General features: G+C 69.5%; 11 protein-coding genes. 4 read left to right on the top strand and 7 right to left on the bottom strand.

Features of this window, described 5'->3' with window-relative positions; genetic code table 11:
• Genes recD through recC form a run of 3 tightly spaced genes read right to left on the bottom strand, consistent with a single transcriptional unit; the run spans nucleotide 1 to nucleotide 8,308 of the window.
• Nucleotides 1–1,734, bottom strand: a complete 1,734-nt coding sequence (recD, locus tag OG976_RS13995) for an exodeoxyribonuclease V subunit alpha (RefSeq protein WP_328349774.1) — start codon at nucleotides 1,732–1,734, stop codon at nucleotides 1–3.
• On the bottom strand, nucleotides 1,731–5,030 hold the full coding sequence (gene recB / locus OG976_RS13990) for an exodeoxyribonuclease V subunit beta (RefSeq protein ID WP_328363557.1): 3,300 nt from the start codon (nucleotides 5,028–5,030) through the stop codon (nucleotides 1,731–1,733). Before recB ends, recD begins: the two co-directional genes overlap by 4 nt.
• Entirely contained in the window at nucleotides 5,030–8,308 is a 3,279-nt protein-coding gene (gene recC / locus OG976_RS13985; protein ID WP_328349770.1) for an exodeoxyribonuclease V subunit gamma, read from the bottom strand. Before recC ends, recB begins: the two co-directional genes overlap by 1 nt.
• Before the next feature lie 63 nt (nucleotides 8,309–8,371).
• Here recC and OG976_RS13980 point away from each other — a divergent pair, with 63 nt between their 5' ends.
• Both OG976_RS13980 and OG976_RS13975 read left to right on the top strand, forming a co-directional pair.
• Nucleotides 8,372–9,163, top strand: coding sequence for an SDR family NAD(P)-dependent oxidoreductase (locus OG976_RS13980; protein ID WP_328349768.1), 792 nt, complete (start codon nucleotides 8,372–8,374; stop codon nucleotides 9,161–9,163).
• Entirely contained in the window at nucleotides 9,163–9,372 is a 210-nt protein-coding gene (locus OG976_RS13975) for a hypothetical protein (protein ID WP_328349766.1), read from the top strand. Before OG976_RS13980 ends, OG976_RS13975 begins: the two co-directional genes overlap by 1 nt.
• Here OG976_RS13975 and OG976_RS13970 read toward each other — a convergent pair.
• Entirely contained in the window at nucleotides 9,341–10,570 is a 1,230-nt protein-coding gene (locus tag OG976_RS13970; RefSeq protein WP_328349763.1) for a sensor histidine kinase, read from the bottom strand. The two genes, OG976_RS13975 and OG976_RS13970, sit on opposite strands and share 32 nt — an antisense overlap.
• A gap of 2 nt (nucleotides 10,571–10,572) precedes the next feature.
• Nucleotides 10,573–11,244 carry a response regulator transcription factor gene (locus tag OG976_RS13965; RefSeq protein ID WP_328349761.1) on the bottom strand — a complete coding sequence of 224 codons (672 nt, stop codon included), beginning with the start codon at nucleotides 11,242–11,244 and terminating at the stop codon, nucleotides 10,573–10,575.
• Nucleotides 11,245–11,310: 66 nt separating this feature from the next.
• Between OG976_RS13965 and OG976_RS13960 the strand changes: the two genes are divergently transcribed.
• Both OG976_RS13960 and OG976_RS13955 read left to right on the top strand, forming a co-directional pair.
• Nucleotides 11,311–12,246 carry an FAD:protein FMN transferase gene (locus OG976_RS13960; RefSeq protein ID WP_328349759.1) on the top strand — a complete coding sequence of 312 codons (936 nt, stop codon included), beginning with the start codon at nucleotides 11,311–11,313 and terminating at the stop codon, nucleotides 12,244–12,246.
• Entirely contained in the window at nucleotides 12,243–12,464 is a 222-nt protein-coding gene (locus OG976_RS13955) for a ferredoxin (RefSeq protein ID WP_328349757.1), read from the top strand. The genes OG976_RS13960 and OG976_RS13955 overlap by 4 nt, the downstream gene beginning before the upstream one ends.
• A gap of 10 nt (nucleotides 12,465–12,474) precedes the next feature.
• On the opposite strand, the gene OG976_RS13950 is transcribed toward OG976_RS13955, so the two are convergent.
• Together OG976_RS13950 and treS are read right to left on the bottom strand one after the other, a co-directional pair.
• Entirely contained in the window at nucleotides 12,475–13,797 is a 1,323-nt protein-coding gene (locus tag OG976_RS13950) for a maltokinase N-terminal cap-like domain-containing protein (protein ID WP_328349755.1), read from the bottom strand.
• Complete coding sequence (gene treS / locus OG976_RS13945) at nucleotides 13,794–15,548, bottom strand: maltose alpha-D-glucosyltransferase (protein WP_328349753.1); 1,755 nt, start codon at nucleotides 15,546–15,548, stop codon at nucleotides 13,794–13,796. Before treS ends, OG976_RS13950 begins: the two co-directional genes overlap by 4 nt.
• Nucleotides 15,549–15,614: the final 66 nt, after the last annotated feature.

Below are 15,614 nucleotides of genomic sequence, written 5' to 3'. Positions count from 1 at the left end.
TTACTGCCGCAGCCGCCGGCTCAGCCCGGATGCGCGCACTGCCCGGCGCGCAACGGCGGCCCGCAGCTGCGCCTCGGTGCCCACCACCCGTACCTTGATGCGGGCCCGGGTGATCGCCGTGTACAGCAGCTCGCGGGTCAGCAGCCGCGAATCCTCAGGCGGCAGAAGCACTGTCACCTCAGCGGCCTGGCTGCCCTGGCTCTTGTGGATCGTCATCGCGTGCATGGTCTCCACGTCGGACAGCCTGCTGGTGGAGAACTCCACCGGCCCCTGTGCGCCGGCCATCACCGCGCGTAGCACGCCGTCGCGCAGCACGGTCACTCCGGTGTCACCGTTGTACAGCCCCAGCCCGTAGTCGTTGGCCGTCACCAGCAATGGCCGTCCGGCGTACCAGAGGGCCCATGGCGGTGTGTCGGTCACTTCGGCCAGCCAGCGTTCGACCTGCCGGTTCCACTGCGCCACCCCGAACGGCCCGTGCCGGTGTGCGCACAGCAGCCGGTGCTCTTCGAGAGTGCTCAGCGCCGCCACCCCGTCGCCGAGCACCGCCGCTTCCCGCAACCTCAGGGCATGGGGCACAAGGATATTGCGCAGGGCCTCGGCCGGGTCCGCGGTGTCCACCCAGTCGATGTGCGCACCACCGGCACCGAGGACCGCCACCGCCTCATCGGCCTCACCCTCACGAATCGCCTGGGCCAGGGCGCCGATCGAGGCGCCGAAGCGGTGCGAGGTGACGAGCTTGGCGACCGGGGTGTCACTGCGGGCACTGAGGCCCTCGACCAGATCGGCGAGCACGGCGCCCGCATCCACCGACGCCAGCTGGTCGGGGTCACCCACGAGCAGCAGCCGCGAGTCGGGCCGCACCGCCTCGACGAGCCTTGCCATCATCGTCAGCGACACCATCGACGTCTCGTCGACCACGATGACGTCGTGGGGCAGCCGGTTGTCCCGGTGGTGCCGGAATCGCGACGAGGTGTCCGGGCGTGAGCCGAGCAGCCGGTGCAGGGTGGTGGCCCGCAGCGCCGGTAGCCGTTCCCGGTCAACGGGATCGAGGTGATCGATCTCGATCTGGACGGCCTCCTGCAGCCGGGCGGCAGCCTTGCCGGTCGGCGCGGCCAGCGCGATCCGCAACCGCGGTGTGCCGTCGAGTTGGGCCTGTTGCGCCAGCAGGGCGAGCAGCCGCGCGACGGTGGTCGTCTTGCCGGTGCCCGGTCCGCCGGTGAGCACCGTCAAGCCGCGGGAGAGCGCGATCTGCGCGGCGCTGCGCTGCTCCTCGAAACCCGTGGGGAACAGCCGGGTGAAGTCCGGCAGCCCGGCGGTGGGCCGCGGGGCCGTCAGCGCCAGCACATCATCGGCGACCTGCCGCTCCTCGAGCCAATAGCGGTCGAAGTACAGCAGGCCGTCGTCGAGGTGCAGTACCGGCGGACTCCCGAGCAGCGGGCTGGCCGTCACCGCGGCCAGCCAGTCCTGCGGCACGGGCCAGTCCAGGTCGGGAAGGTCGACCTGAGCCGCGACCGCCGCGAGGTCGACGCAGACCGAGCCGGCGCGAACAGCCCGCACCACGAACGCCACGGCCAGCGCCACCGCCTCGTCGGTGTCACCGGCCAGGGTCGTCAACCGTTGGGCGACGAGCACATCGGCTGCCTCGATCACCCCCGCCTCGTTGAAGACCCGCAGCAGTCCGGTGGCGTCGACGGCGTAACGCCAGCTCGCGGTGTCCACCTCGTCGATCGTCATGCCGCCGCCTGCCTGCCGTCGAGCAGGTCGGACAGTTCGACCACCAGCGCCGCCGGCGGCTGCCAGCTGAACACCCCCGCCGGGTGGCCATCGGCCACCGGGGTGTCCGCGCCGCACATGCCACGCACGAACAGGTACAGCACGCCGCCGAGGTGGTGCTCTGGTTGGTAGCCGGGCTGCCGCCAGCGCAGGAACCGGTGCAGCACAACGCTGTACAGCAGTGCCTGCAACGGGTAGTCCGAATGCACCATCGCCTCGGCCATCCGGGCCCGGCCGTAGTCGGCGGCGGTGAGCGGCCGGTCGCCCTCGCCGAGCCAGTTGGTCTTGTAGTCGACCACCAGGTAGCGATGCCCGTCACCGTCGGGGACCCGCAGCACCGCATCGAGCGACCCGGACAGGTACCCGCGCAGTGACTGAATGCCGAGCGCATCGCCGGTCAGCCGGTCGACATAGCCGGCGAGCGGGTCGTCGTCGGCCAGGTGGCGGGCCAGGAGAGTTCCGACGTCGCGCAGCCGGATGTCCGGCGCCACACCGCGAAGATCGCCCCCGGCGAGGGGGAACTCGAAGTCCATCTCGCACAATCGATCTCGTAGCCCGATCTGGCGAAGCGTCAGACCGTCGGCCAGCGGGCCCAGTGGGGTGTCGTGCAGGGGCACAAGGGCCTGTGCCAGGTCGGTGGCCGAGGCGTCGACCGGCCACCACACCGCGTGCCGCTCCACCTGCGCGCGCAGTTCTTCGGCGAGGTCGTCGGCCAGCGGGTCAGCCGTCTCCAGGACCGCGTGCACAAGACTGCCGAACGTGGCCCCGGTCGGCATCCCGCCCATCGGGGAGGCAACGTCGGCACCGGCCGGTGCCGCGCTCACCGCGATATCAGTGCTCTCGTCGTCGAGTCCCGCCACCTCCGGTTCGCTGCCGACCCCCTGCGTCTCGGCCGCACGGATCAGCCCGGAGTACGACGTCCGGCGCCACACAGTGTCAATCCCACGGTGAAAGTGCCTGACATCCAGATCATTCCGCTGTGCGGGCACAACGAGCTCGGTCACCGGTGCGATCTGGGAGTCCTCCACGACCAGCCCGCCGACGGCTTCCCACTGCGTGAACAACGCCATCGCGTCGGCGTCGTCGATCTTCTCGGGATCGCAACGGTCCGGCACTGTCGACTGGCCGGGCCGCCTGCCGCGCAGCAGCCGGGACAGCCCGCCGTTGGGTTCGTCCCAAGACGGCGCCCACCACGCCACCACCTGCGACTGGGCGCGGGTTATCGCGACGTAGGTCAGCCGGGTCTCCTCACCGGCGGCCTCGCGCCTGCCCAGTACCTGGGCGGCGGCCAGATCAGGACTGGTCTCGCCGCCGATGTGCAGACAACGCAACTCCTCGTCGTGGAAGCGGACGACATCCTGCTTGCGCACATGGCGGTTGAAAGTGAACGGCAGATACACCACCGGGAACTGCAGGCCCTTGCTCACCCACACGGTCATGATCTGCACGGCCGCCGAGTCACTGTCGAGGCGGCGGTTGCGTTCCGGTGCACCGCTGCGCTCGTCGCGCTGGGTCCGCAGCCAGTCGCGCAGCGCCGTGAGGCTCAGGTGTTCGCGATGGGCGACGTCGTGCAGCAGTTGGGTGACGTGGGCGAGGTCGGTCATGTTGCGCTCACCGCCCGCCCAGGACAACACCCGCCGGCCCAGGCCGGCCCGCTGCGCCGCCTCGAACACCGCCGCCACACCCGCCTCCCGCGCATGGTCGGCCCACTGGCGCAGGGTATCTGCGGTCCGGTCGGTGAGATCGTCACCGCCATCGGCCAGGGTCTCGGCCGTCTCGCCGAAGAACATGGTGGCCGCCGCGGCACGGACCAGGCCCGGGCGGTGCAACTGGTCGAAGGCTTCCAGCAGGCACAGCCAGTCGTCGGCGGCCGGCGACTTCAGCACGTCGGTGTCCCCGGTGTAGACGGCGGGCACACCCGCCTCGACCAGCGCGTCGAAGCACGCCCGCGCGTCGAGGTGGCTTTCGGTGATCACCGCGATCTGGTGGGCCTGCAGCGGCGCACCGTCGAAGGTGGCCCCGCTGCCGAGCAGCGCACCGATGTCGGTGGCCAGGTCGCGGGCGATGTGCGCGCGCAGCGCGTCCATCTTGATGGTTCGGGTCCCGCCGAGCCCGAACGTCTCGCGCGACACCACCCGCAGCCGGAACGGATCGTTGTGCGGTGCCCCGGCCAGCCGGTGGCCGTGGTGGTGTGGCGTCACCTCGAGGACCTTGATGTCGGGGTCACCGAGTTCGGCGCCCCGCAGGACACGCTGGAGCCGGTCGACCAGCGCCGCGTCGCTGCGCCAGTTCGTGGCGAGGGTGCGCCGCTCGCCGGCGGTCTTGGCGGCGTGCAGGTAGGTGACGATGTCACCGCCCCGGAATGCGTAGATCGCCTGCTTGGGATCTCCGATGAGGATCAGCGTGGAGCGGCCGCTGAACGCACGCTCGATGACCTGCCACTGCACCGGGTCGGTGTCCTGGAACTCGTCGACCATCACCACCGACCAGCGCTGGTGCATCCGGGTGGCGGCCGGCGAGTCGGGTGATTGCAGGGCGTCGGCCAGCCTGCTCAGCAGATCGTCGTAACTGAGGATGCCGCGCCGCCGTTTGCGGCGCTCCAGTTCGGCCAGCACGTCGCGGCCGAAGCCCACCCGCACGGCGGGCTCCGACCCGGCCGGCGGCTGCAGTGGCCGCAGTTCGGTACCGGGATTGGCGACGACCTCACGGGCCAGTGTCAGCGCGTCGTCCCGCGTCAGGGGCGGCTGCTCGCGTTCCTGACCGAAGTGGCGGAGGTAGAGGTCGTCGACGATCTCGGACACCAGGTCGTCGAGACTGTCGGCCAGTGTCACGCCGGTGTCGCTGTCGCCCGCTACGCCAAGCGATTTCAGCACCAGGTTGCAGAACTGGTGGGTGGTGGCGATCGTCGCCGCGTCGAAGGATGCCAGCGCGTCACGCAGGCGATCGCGGCGGGCCGCGAGTTCGGCGGCCTCGCCGGTGACGAGCGCGGCCAGCACGCGGTTGGTCCCGACCGTGGTCGGGTCCTCGAACGCCGCCAGCGCTTCCTGCAGTGCGCGCCGGACGCGCTCGCGAAGTTCCTGGGTGGCCGCCCTGCCGAAGGTGATCAGGAGCATCTGGTCCAGGGTGGCGTGGCCTTCGGCGATGTAGCGGGTGACCAGCCCGGCCAGGGTGAAGGTCTTTCCGGTCCCTGCACTGGCTTCCAGCACCGTGGTCGAGCGGTCGGCGGGAAGCGGTCCCAGCAGATCGAATTCGTGCATCACGCACCGTCCTCGGCCACCAGGAGCGGCTCCCACAGGCGCACCGCGAAGGCACCCAGCCGGGTCGTCTCACCGTCGGTCTCCTCGCCGGGGCGAGGTGGTGTCAGCAGCGCGTTGAGGTCGGGTTCGCGGCCCCACACCCGTTCGATGGCGCGGTCGTCGCGCTCGTAACGCCACTTCGACAACGCCTCAGCCTTAGGGTCCTGGCGGCTGTGCCGGGCCGCGGCCCAGGCATGAGATGTCTTGATGGGCAGGGGAATCGGTTCCCGTCGTCCGGCGTCGTAGATGGCCACCAGCTCACGCAGGACGGCGACGGGATCGTGGCGGGGCTGCCCGAGCACACGTTCGGCGGCGCCGGTGCGCCGGCGTTGCCTGCCGATGCAGATCGCCGACCACGCGCCGGGCCGCGCCGCCGACAGCGCCACCAACGGGATCCACGCCTTGAGTAGATGCTGGGCGTCGAGCTTGGAGTAGGTGACCTCCACCAGCCGGCTGCCGTACACCGGGGAGACGGTGCCGGTCAGCCGGCGCCCGCCACCGAGGTCGATGTCGACGTCGTACGCCTGCGGTGAGCCGCTGCGATGGAACAGCGCCGCGCGGGCGAGTTCGGTTGCCTGATCGCGCAATTCGCCTGCCTTGCGCCAGCCGAGCCGGCCGGGCGGCAGGGAACCCCGGCGCCACTCGGCCTGGCCGGCCCGCTCGGGGTCCATCCCGGCCAGCATGTCGGTGAGCAGGCGCTGGCCGACGGTCCATTCCTGCAGTTTGTCGATCTCGACGGGCATGGCATCGTCGACCCCCTCGACCTCCCAGGGCAGGGTGAGGTCGAGTGCGGCGAAGAAGCCCTTGACCGGGTTGGCGAAGAACTTCATCAGGTCCGGCAGCGTCACGTCATCGGGAGGCGGCGCCGGTAGCGGGTGGGCCAGCAGGTCAGGTTGTTCGGGGCGCTGACCACGGGTCACCGACGCGGCATTGATCGCCGCGGTGTCGAAGGTGAACGGCTGCCCGGGCACCCCGAGCGCCCCCGGTGTGACGTTGCGAATATCGAAGGGCTGCAACGGGTGGCGCACGACGAGGTGTTCGCAGATCGGTGCTTCGGTGGTCCGGTCGAGTGCGTCGAGCAGTTCGGCCAGTGGCACGGCGGGCGGGCGCTGATGGCCGGAGTATTCGTTGGCTCCGGTGTAGGTGATGACGAGCTTCTCGCTGGCCGAGCAGATCGCGTCGAGCAGCAGTTGGCGGTCCTCGGAGCGAATGTCGCGCTCGCCGGTCAGGGGGGTCCGGGCCAGGGCGTCGTCGCCGTCGCGGACACCGATGCGGGGGAAGACGGTGTCGTCGAGGCCCACCAGGCACACCACCCGGTGCGGTACGGACCGCATCGGCACCATGGTGCAGACCGTGAGCGTGCCGGTACGGAAGTTGGCCCGGGTCGGGCGGCCCGCGAGGTGGCGTTGCAGCAGGGCGCTGACATCGGGCAACCGCATCGGGATTTCTGCACGCGGCCCGGCGGTCGCCACGACGTCGCCGAACTCACGTTGCAGCTGGCTGGTCTGCCAGGCATCGTCCCCGGCGGTGCGGGTGAGCAGTGCGACCCCGTCGCCGAGTGCGGTGATCCATTCGGCCAATGGCCTTACCCCGCGCAGTGATTCGATGACGCGTTGCAGGCGGGTGACGAACTCAGCGAGGCGGCCGGCCAGCTCCACGCTGTTGCTGCCGACGTCGTCGAGCGGCAGCGTCACGTCGAGCCAGGCCTGGGAGTCGTCGGACATCGCGACTCCTGCGAGCACCCGGTCGATGCCGAATCGCCAGGTGTTCTGGATGAACGGGATGCCGTAGGGGGCGCGGTGTTCGGTGTCCAGGCCCCATCGGATGTTGGCCTGTTGCACCCACCTGGTGATGCTCTCCAGGTCGTCGTCGGTGAAGCCGAACCGGGCCCGCACCGGCGCGGACTGCGCGATGTTGAGCACCTCGGTGGCCGTCACCCGCCCACCCGCAAGCGCGAGCATCTGTGACGCGACCGCGAGCAGCGGGTTGGTCTGCACCAGGGACCGGTCGGCCAGCCGAACCCGCAGCCGGTGGGCGGGGTGCGCGCCGGGGACGATGTCGCCGAGACCGAAGTCGGCGATGATCAGCGCCGCGTACGTCTCGATGTCGGGGCACATCACCAGGATGTCGCGGGGTTCCAGGGTCGGGTCGTCGGTGAGCAGACCGAGCAAGACTTCGCGCAGCACGTCGATCTGCCGGGCGGGCCCGTGACAGCTGTGTACCTGCACGGAGCGGTCGTCCTCGCGCAGCGACCTCCCCTGCGGGCGAACGGCGTTGGCGGCGATGTCGGACTGCAGCCAGCCCAGCAGGGTGTCGGGCCGGTCGATCCCGCCGAGGAATTCGTCGGTGGCCACCGCTGAGGGCAGGCTGCGCTGGAGCTCGCGCAGATCCCGGCCGAGGGTGGCCAGCAGGGGGTGGTTGACGCTTCGGTGGCTGAGGTCTTCACTGCGGGCGACGGTGCCACGCAGCGCGGCCAGCGCAGTCCACAGTTCGGCGCTGGGGTGCGGCAACCACAGGTGCACGTCATGGTGGGTGGACAGCGCCTCGATGAGCTCGATCTCGGTGCTCGCCAGCCGGGTGTGACCGAACAGCGAAAGCCGGGCGGGCAGTTCCGCACCGGATTCCTGAAGCTGCAGAACGGTTTTCGCGTGCCGCACATGGGGTGGGTCGATGGCCATCGTCTCGACCAGCGCACGCCACAGGTGGGGCTGCCACCCTAGATCCGCGTCGAGCTCACCGGGCGTGCCGTCGAGCCAGTCCACCAGCAGTTGCGGGCGCTGCCGGGCGTAGGAGGCGAACAGGCCGGCAAGGCGGCGGGCCACCGCGTAGCGCCGCCCCTGGCGCAGCTCCTTCTCCTCGCCGTCGTCGAAGTGGCCGAGGTGGGTGGCCAGGGTGCGGCACCACGGCTCGTCGAGACAGGCGTCGATGACCTCCAGCAGTGGCCAGGCCATCGCCTCCGGCGACCACGGGTCGTCGTCGCGGGTGCCGGTGATCGGCCCGGAAATGTGAGCGATCAGCGAGCCCGGCGAGCGGAACGACACCCCGGCGCAGATGCCGTCGGCGCTGGCGCCCCGGCCCAACAGGTGGGAGAGCCGCTGGCTGAGCCAGCGTTCCACGCCGCGGGCGGGCACCACCACGAGTTCCTCGGCAAACGGGTCCGGCTGTGGGGTGGCCAGCAGCGCGCCGAGGCCGTCAGCGAGCACATCGGTGCGCTCGGCGCGGTGTACGTGCAGGGCCATCGGCATAACCGTAAACCGCGCGTCCGACAGTTTGGCGCTGCCCTGACCGGGTAGCCGTCGGCCATGACTGACACCAGACCTTTGGCCCTGATCACGGGCGCCTCCAGCGGTATCGGACACCAGCTGGCCCGGCAGTTCGCCACCAACGGATATGACGTGATCGTCGCCGCCGAGGATGACGCCATCGTCACCGCGGCGGCGTCACTCGCCCACGGCGGTGCCTCGGCGGAGGCGGTCCAGGTGGATCTGCGGAGCGCCGAGGGGGTCGACCAGCTCTACCGCACGGTCGTCGAGGACGGCCGCCCCTTGGCGGCGGCGGCGCTCAACGCCGGGGTCGGCCGGGGCGGCAGGTTCATCGACACCGACCTGGCCGACGACTTCGACATCGTCGACCTCAATGTGCGGTCCACCATGCAGCTGGCCAAGCTGATCCTGCGTGACATGGCCCGGCGCAACTCCGGCAAGGTGTTGTTCACCTCGTCGATCGCCTCGACGATGCCGGGGTCCTACCAGCCGGTCTACAACGCCTCCAAGTCGTTCATCCAGTCGCTGGCCGAGGCGCTGCGTGACGAGCTGCGCGACACGGACGTCACCGTCACCTCCCTGATGCCCGGACCGACCGACACCAACTTCTTTCGCCGCGCCAAGATGGACGACACCGTGGTCGGCCGGATGCAGGACAAGGACGACCCGGCCGAGGTGGCGCGGCAGGGATACCAGGCCCTGATGCGCGGCGACCAGAAGGTGGTCGCAGAGTCGTTGAGCACCAAGGTGTTCGGTCTGGCGAACCGGGTGCTGCCCGACTCGGTCAAGGCCGTCGCGAATCGGGTGTTGTCCACCCCGGCGAACCGGTGATGGACGCAGAGGCCGACGGCGACAACGACGTCGACACCGACATCGAGCGCACCCGCCGGGAAATCGACGCCTACCCTGCCGAGTGGGGAGCCAAAAATATTGTGCGACAGTGGGTTCAGCAGAATGCGCCCGCGGCACGGTTGCCGGCGGCGCTGGCCTTCACTGTGCTGGGGTTGATCATCTGGCGGCGGCGGGCAGCGTCAGCGTGAACGTCGCTCCCTGTCCGGGAACCGACGACACCGTGATGTCACCGCCGTGGGCGTGGGCGATCTCACGCACCAGAGCGAGGCCGATCCCGTAGGACTCCCGGCCTTCGCGGGTGGTGTGCTCGGCACCGTGCGAGAACCGGGTGAACAGGGTGGCCAGCGTTTCGGTGTCGATACCCACCCCGTCGTCGGCCACGGCGGCTGCCACGGTCGCGCCCTTCCGGCTGACCAGGATCTGCACCGTGCCGCCCTCATGCTGGTGTCCCAGCGCGTTGTCCACCAGTGCGGTCAATGCACGGCGCAGCGCGGCTTCTGACCCGTTGACGTCGAAACCACCTGCAGCCGCGTTGCTTTCACACTCGTACGTCAGCGCAACACCCAGCGACTCGGCGTAGGACGACATGCTGTCGCGCACAGCGGCAGCCACTGCGGCGATGTCCACCCGGTCGCGCAGCGGCGTCCCGGCGGTCATCGTCGCCGAGGCCAGCAGGTCCTCGACGATGTCGCCGAGCACCCGGGTGTCGGCGACCAGTGCGTCAGCATCCTTCTGGACGGTCTGCGCGTCGGCGGTCCCGACCCGGTGCGCGAGCAGCTGGGCTCTGGTGTGCAGGACCGTCAGCGGCGCCCGTAGCTCGTGGGAGGCGTCGGCGACGAACCTGCGCTGCAGCGCCAGCGCCTGCGCCAGTGGTTGCACCGACCGGCGGGTGAACAAGGCCACCACGGCGATCGAGGCCAGGATGCCGACCAACTCCGCGAAGGCCAGCGACATCAGCAGTCGGCTCCGCCCGGTCTGGTAGGGCGCCATGTCCATCATCGCCACCACCCGCCCCTGCGGCCGGTCCACCGTCAGCGCCCGGAAATGCCGGCCCTCGGCATGAATTTCGCTGAAGCCGGCGGGTCCGGTCAACAGCGCCACGCCCGGCTGCCCACCGTCACTGAAGGAGGTGGCGCCGTCGAGCTGACGCATGGCCAGCTCCATGTCCGGCGGCGGGTCGTCGGTGTCGTCGGCGGCCATCGCGACGCTCTGCAACTCGGCGTCGATCTCGCGGTGCTGGGTGCGCACGTAGACCGCGAAGACGACGCCGCCGACCAGGAGCAGCACCAGGGCCAGCGCTGCGGAGGCCTGGAACGCCGCGACGCGGCCGGCGCGTTTGACGAGCGCGAGGTCACTCGGCGGGGCGGAGGTGTCGGTGGTGCGCATGCTCAGCCGAGCCCGAATCGGTAGCCGGTGCCGTGCACGGTCCGGATCACCTGCTTGCCGAGCTTGCGGCGCAGATAGTGCACGTAGAGGTCGACGGCACCGCTGGATTCCGCGCCGTCGAACACGGTGTCCAGCAGCTGGGTTCGGCTGAACACCCGCTTGGGTGCGCCCATCAAGGCGCCCAGCAGCGACGCCTCCCGCTCGGACAGTTCGACCTCGATGCCACTCGGGGTGTCGCCGGACACCCGCCGCGTCACCCGGTCCAACACCAGTCCACCCGCGCTGACGGTGGCGGTGTTGTCGGTGCGGCGCAGCAACGCCCGCACCCGGGCCAGGAGCTCGGGGATCTCGAAGGGCTTGACCAGGTAGTCCTGCGCGCCGGCGTCGAGGCCTTCCACCCGGTCCTGCACCGCTCCGCGGGCGGTCAGGATCAGCGCCGGTGCGCTGACCCCGCGGGATCGCAGCAGCGCGACCAGTTCCGCGCCGTCCATGACGGGCAGGCCGCGGTCCACGATCAGGGCGTCGTACTCGCCGGACAGGCCGCGGTGCATACCCTGCTGCCCGTCGTAGGCGGTGTCGACCCGGTAGCCCTCGTCGGTGAACAGCTCGGCAAGCATCGCGCTGAGCACGCGGTCGTCCTCGACGACCAGCAGCTTGGGCCCGATGTCTGACACGTTGTCGAGGGTGCCATGACAGCGGTGCCTACCGCCCGCAATGGCGATTCTTACAACGCTCAAAGAATGGTCGCCCACGCTGGGACCATGATGGCGTCGACGCTGGCCGGCCCCGGCCAGTCGCAGTGGAGCCGGTGGAGCACCGATATGCACCTGCTGGTCGCCGACCCGGCTGCGCTGGTGGCGGCCCGGGCCGTCGTCGACGCCGAACTCGACGTGATCGAGGAGGCCGCCTCGCGGTTTCGGCCCGACTCCGAGATCTGTGCGCTGGCCGGTGCGGGCGGTGCGCGCACCGCGGTGAGCCCGGTGCTGGCGGAGTTGATCGACGCGGCGCTCGAGGCGGCTCGGTACACCGACGGTGACGTGGATCCGACGGTCGGTTCGGCATTGATCGAGCTGGGCTACGACCGCGATATCGACGAGCTCGACCCGGCCCTGCCGCGGGTGGCCTCGATCGCCATGCGGGCGGACTGGTCGATGGTCGAGTTCGACGGCGGGACCGTCCGGCTGCCCGCCGGGGTGCTGCTGGATCTGGGCGCCACCGCCAAGGCGGTCGCCGCCGACCGGTGCGCGCGGCTGGTGCACGACCGCACCGGCAGCGGGGTGCTGGTCAACCTCGGTGGCGACATCGCCACGGTGGGGCCGGCCGCCGACGGCGGATGGCAGGTGCTGGTGGCCGACAGCGACGACGACCCGGTGTCCCGGGTGACGCTGGGCGCCGGCTCGGGCCTGGCGACATCGAGCACCCTGCGCAGGCGGTGGTGGCGCGACGGCGATCTGGTGCACCACATCGTCGACCCGCGTACCGGGCGGTCCGCCGACCCGGTGTGGCGAACCGTCAGTGTTGCCGCGGCGAACTGCCTTGCTGCCAACACGATCAGCACCGCGGCCGTGGTTCGTGGGCATCGGGCCCCGGACTGGATTGCGGGCCTCGGTGTTGCGGCTCGGCTTGTCGACCGCGAGGGTGCGGTGCGCACCATAGGAGGATGGCCCCAGACATGAGCGCATCGAAGACCCGGATGCACATCGACTGGACCCGGTGTGACGGTCGCGGGCTGTGCACCGAACTGCTGCCCGAGGTCTTCACCCGGGACGACTGGGGATATCCGTTGGCACACAAAGCCGCTCGCGAGCCGTTGATCGCCCCGGAATCGCTGAAGTATGCCAAGGCCGCGGTGAAGCGCTGCCCGCGCCTGGCGCTGCGGCTACTCGAGGACTAGCGGGGCAACCTCAGCCCACCAGGCGCGCGATCGAGCGCAGCGGGATGTGCAGCCAACCCGGCCGGTGTCGCGCCTCGTATGCCGCCTCGTAGACGGCCTTGTCCAGCTCGTAGGCCGACAGCACCGCCGACTGGTCCCGCGGATCGCTGTGGGATTCGGCGGCATACCCGTCGCAGAACGACGCGCAGTTGCGGTCCACCCACTCCTTGGCGCGCGCGGCCAGCTGCCGGTCGTTGGTCTGATCCACCAACTGCTGATAGGCGGCGTATTCGAAGGACCGCAGCATTCCGGCCACGTCGCGCAGCGGCGAATCCGGTTGGCGGCGTTCATCGAGCGGCTGCCCGGGCTCGCCTTCGAAGTCGATCAGCAGCCAGCGCTCGGGCGTCCGCAACACCTGGCCCAGGTGCAGGTCACCGTGTACCCGCTGCACCGTGATCGGCTCCTCGACCAGCTTCGCGTAGCGCTCCTCGATGGCCGGCACAAAGTCGGCCAGGCCGGGCACTGCGGCCGCGGCCGTCGAAAGCCGTTCGCGCATAACGTCGATCGGCAACACCGCCGTCGCGGTTCCCAACTCCTCGGCCAAGGTGGCGTGCACCGACGCGACGGCCTCACCCAGCCGGTAGGCCTCCCCGGCGAAGTCGCCGCCCACCTCATAGGCGTACAGGTCGCCCTCCGCGTACAGGTCTCGGGTGCTCGCGGTCGCCATGTTCCAGCCCTCTGCGGAGTTAGCGGCGTAGGCCGCAACCATACCCAGCGGGCACGGCTGGCCGGCGTCGGTGGTATCGAATGTCCCGAGAAGCCTTGCCACATGCTCATTCCCGGCCCGGCCCAGCACCCTGTTGAGTTCGATGTCCGGGTTCACTCCGCGCGCCACCCGGCGGAACACCTTCAGGATGGCCTGCTCCTCGAACACCACGCTGGTGTTGCTCTGTTCAGCATCCGACACCCGCGGCGCGGCATCCACCGGCAACTCGACATCGGGTTCCTTGCTGAACGTCACCTCGCCGACCGTCGCCGACGAGTCGATCAGCGACAGCAGGAACCGGGCCGCCGCCGGGTCGTAGAGCGCGTCATACGCGGTGTGATCTCCGGCCGAACCGATCGTCGCCACCGTGCCGTACTCGGACAGTGGTGCCGAATCCCATTGCACCAGAACCTGATAGCGCTCTGCGGTGCCGTTGCTGTAGCCGACGTCGAGAAGGATCAGGTCCAGTTCCTCGCGAAGTCCCACCACCACCGCGGGGTTGGCGGACGTCAACTCGCGTCCGCGGCCGGCATACCAGCGTTGGGTGATCAGCCAGTCGGCCCACGGCAGATTCTGCGCCGAACTCATTGCTTCTCCTCCGAAGGGCACAACCGAAACCAGTAGAACCCGTGCCCAGGAAGGGTCAGCAGATAGGGCAGCTGGCCGATCTTCGGGAACGGCACGTGCCCGGTCAGTTCCACCGGTATGTAGGAATTCCAGTGCTGCAGGTTCAGCTCGATCGGCTGCGGGAACCGGGACAGGTTGTTCACGCACAGCACGGTGTCCCCACCGTCGAGTTCTCGCACATAGGTCAGCACCGACGGATTGGAACCGCCGAGTTCACGGAACGTCCCGACCGCGAACGCGTCATAGCGGCGCCGGACCGCCAGCATGGTTCGCGTCCAGTTCAACAGCGACGTCGAACTGTCGCGCTGCGCTTCGACATTCACCGACTGATAGCCGTAGATGGGGTCCTGGTTCGGCGGCAGATACAGCCGTCCCGGATTAGCGGTGGAGAAGCCGGCGTTGCGGTCCGGTGTCCACTGCATCGGAGTGCGCACCCCGTCGCGGTCACCAAGCCAGATGATGTCGCCCATCCCGATCTCGTCGCCGTAGTACAGCACCGGCGATCCGGGCAGCGACAGCAGCATCGCGGTGAACAGTTCGATCTGGTTGCGGTCGTTGTCCAGCAGTGGGGCCAGCCGGCGCCGGATCCCGACGTTGGCCTTCATCCGAGGATCCTTGGCGTACTCGGAGTACATGTAGTCGCGCTCTTCGTCGGTGACCATCTCCAGGGTCAGCTCGTCGTGGTTGCGCAGGAAGATCCCCCATTGCGCCATGTCGGGGATCGCCGGGGTGTGCGCCAGGATCTCCGAGATCGGGAACCGCGATTCCCGGCGGACCGCCATGAAGATGCGCGGCATCAGCGGGAAGTGGAACGCCATGTGGCATTCGTCGCCACCCATGTCGGGGTCGCCGAAATACTCGACGACGTCGGCCGGCCACTGATTGGCTTCGGCGAGCAGCACCCGGCCGGGGAACTCGTCGTCGATGACCTTGCGGCAGTGCTTGAGGAACGCATGCGTCTCGGGCAGGTTCTCGCAGTTGGTGCCCTCGCGCTCGAACAGGTAGGGCACCGCGTCGAGCCGGAACCCGTCGATTCCCAGATCCAGCCAGAACCGCAGGACGTCGATCATGGCCTCCTGCACGACCGGGTTGTCGTAGTTCAGGTCGGGCTGGTGGCTGAAGAAGCGGTGCCAGTAGAACTGCTTGCGCACCGGGTCGAAGGTCCAGTTGGACTCTTCGGTGTCGACGAAGATGATCCGCGCATCGGTGTAGCGCTGGCTGGTGTCGCTCCACACGTAGAAGTCGCCGTAGGGGCCGTCGGGATCGCGTCGCGACTCCTGGAACCACGGGTGGGAGTCGGAGGTGTGGTTCATCACCAGGTCGGTGATGATGCGGATGCCGCGTTTGTGAGCGGCGTCCAGCAGGGCGACGAAGTCGTCGACGGTGCCGAACTCGGGCAGCACCTTGTAGAAGTCGCGGATGTCGTAGCCGCCGTCGCGCAGCGGCGAGTCGTAGAACGGCGGGAGCCACAGGCAATCCACGCCGAGCCACTCCAGGTAGTCGAGCTGTTCGATCAGCCCGCGCAGGTCGCCGGCGCCGTCGGAGTTCGAATCGTAGAAGGCCCGCACCAATACCTCGTAGAACACCGCACTCTTGAACCAGGTGCGGTCGGCGGGCAGGGCGTGCGCCTGGCCGAAGTCCTCGGCGTTCGGGTGTTCCACGACGCCGTGTTCGACGTGACTGCCCTCTGCAGGGTCGCTGGTCAACTCCATCTACGTTTCACTACCCCACACTGGCCGAACCGAATCGTCGCAAAGCACCTACATTGCAACGCCAAT

It is taken from the genome of Mycobacterium sp. NBC_00419 (assembly GCF_036023875.1).
Lineage (GTDB): Bacteria > Actinomycetota > Actinomycetes > Mycobacteriales > Mycobacteriaceae > Mycobacterium.
This window is presented reverse-complemented; position numbering and strand designations above follow the sequence as displayed.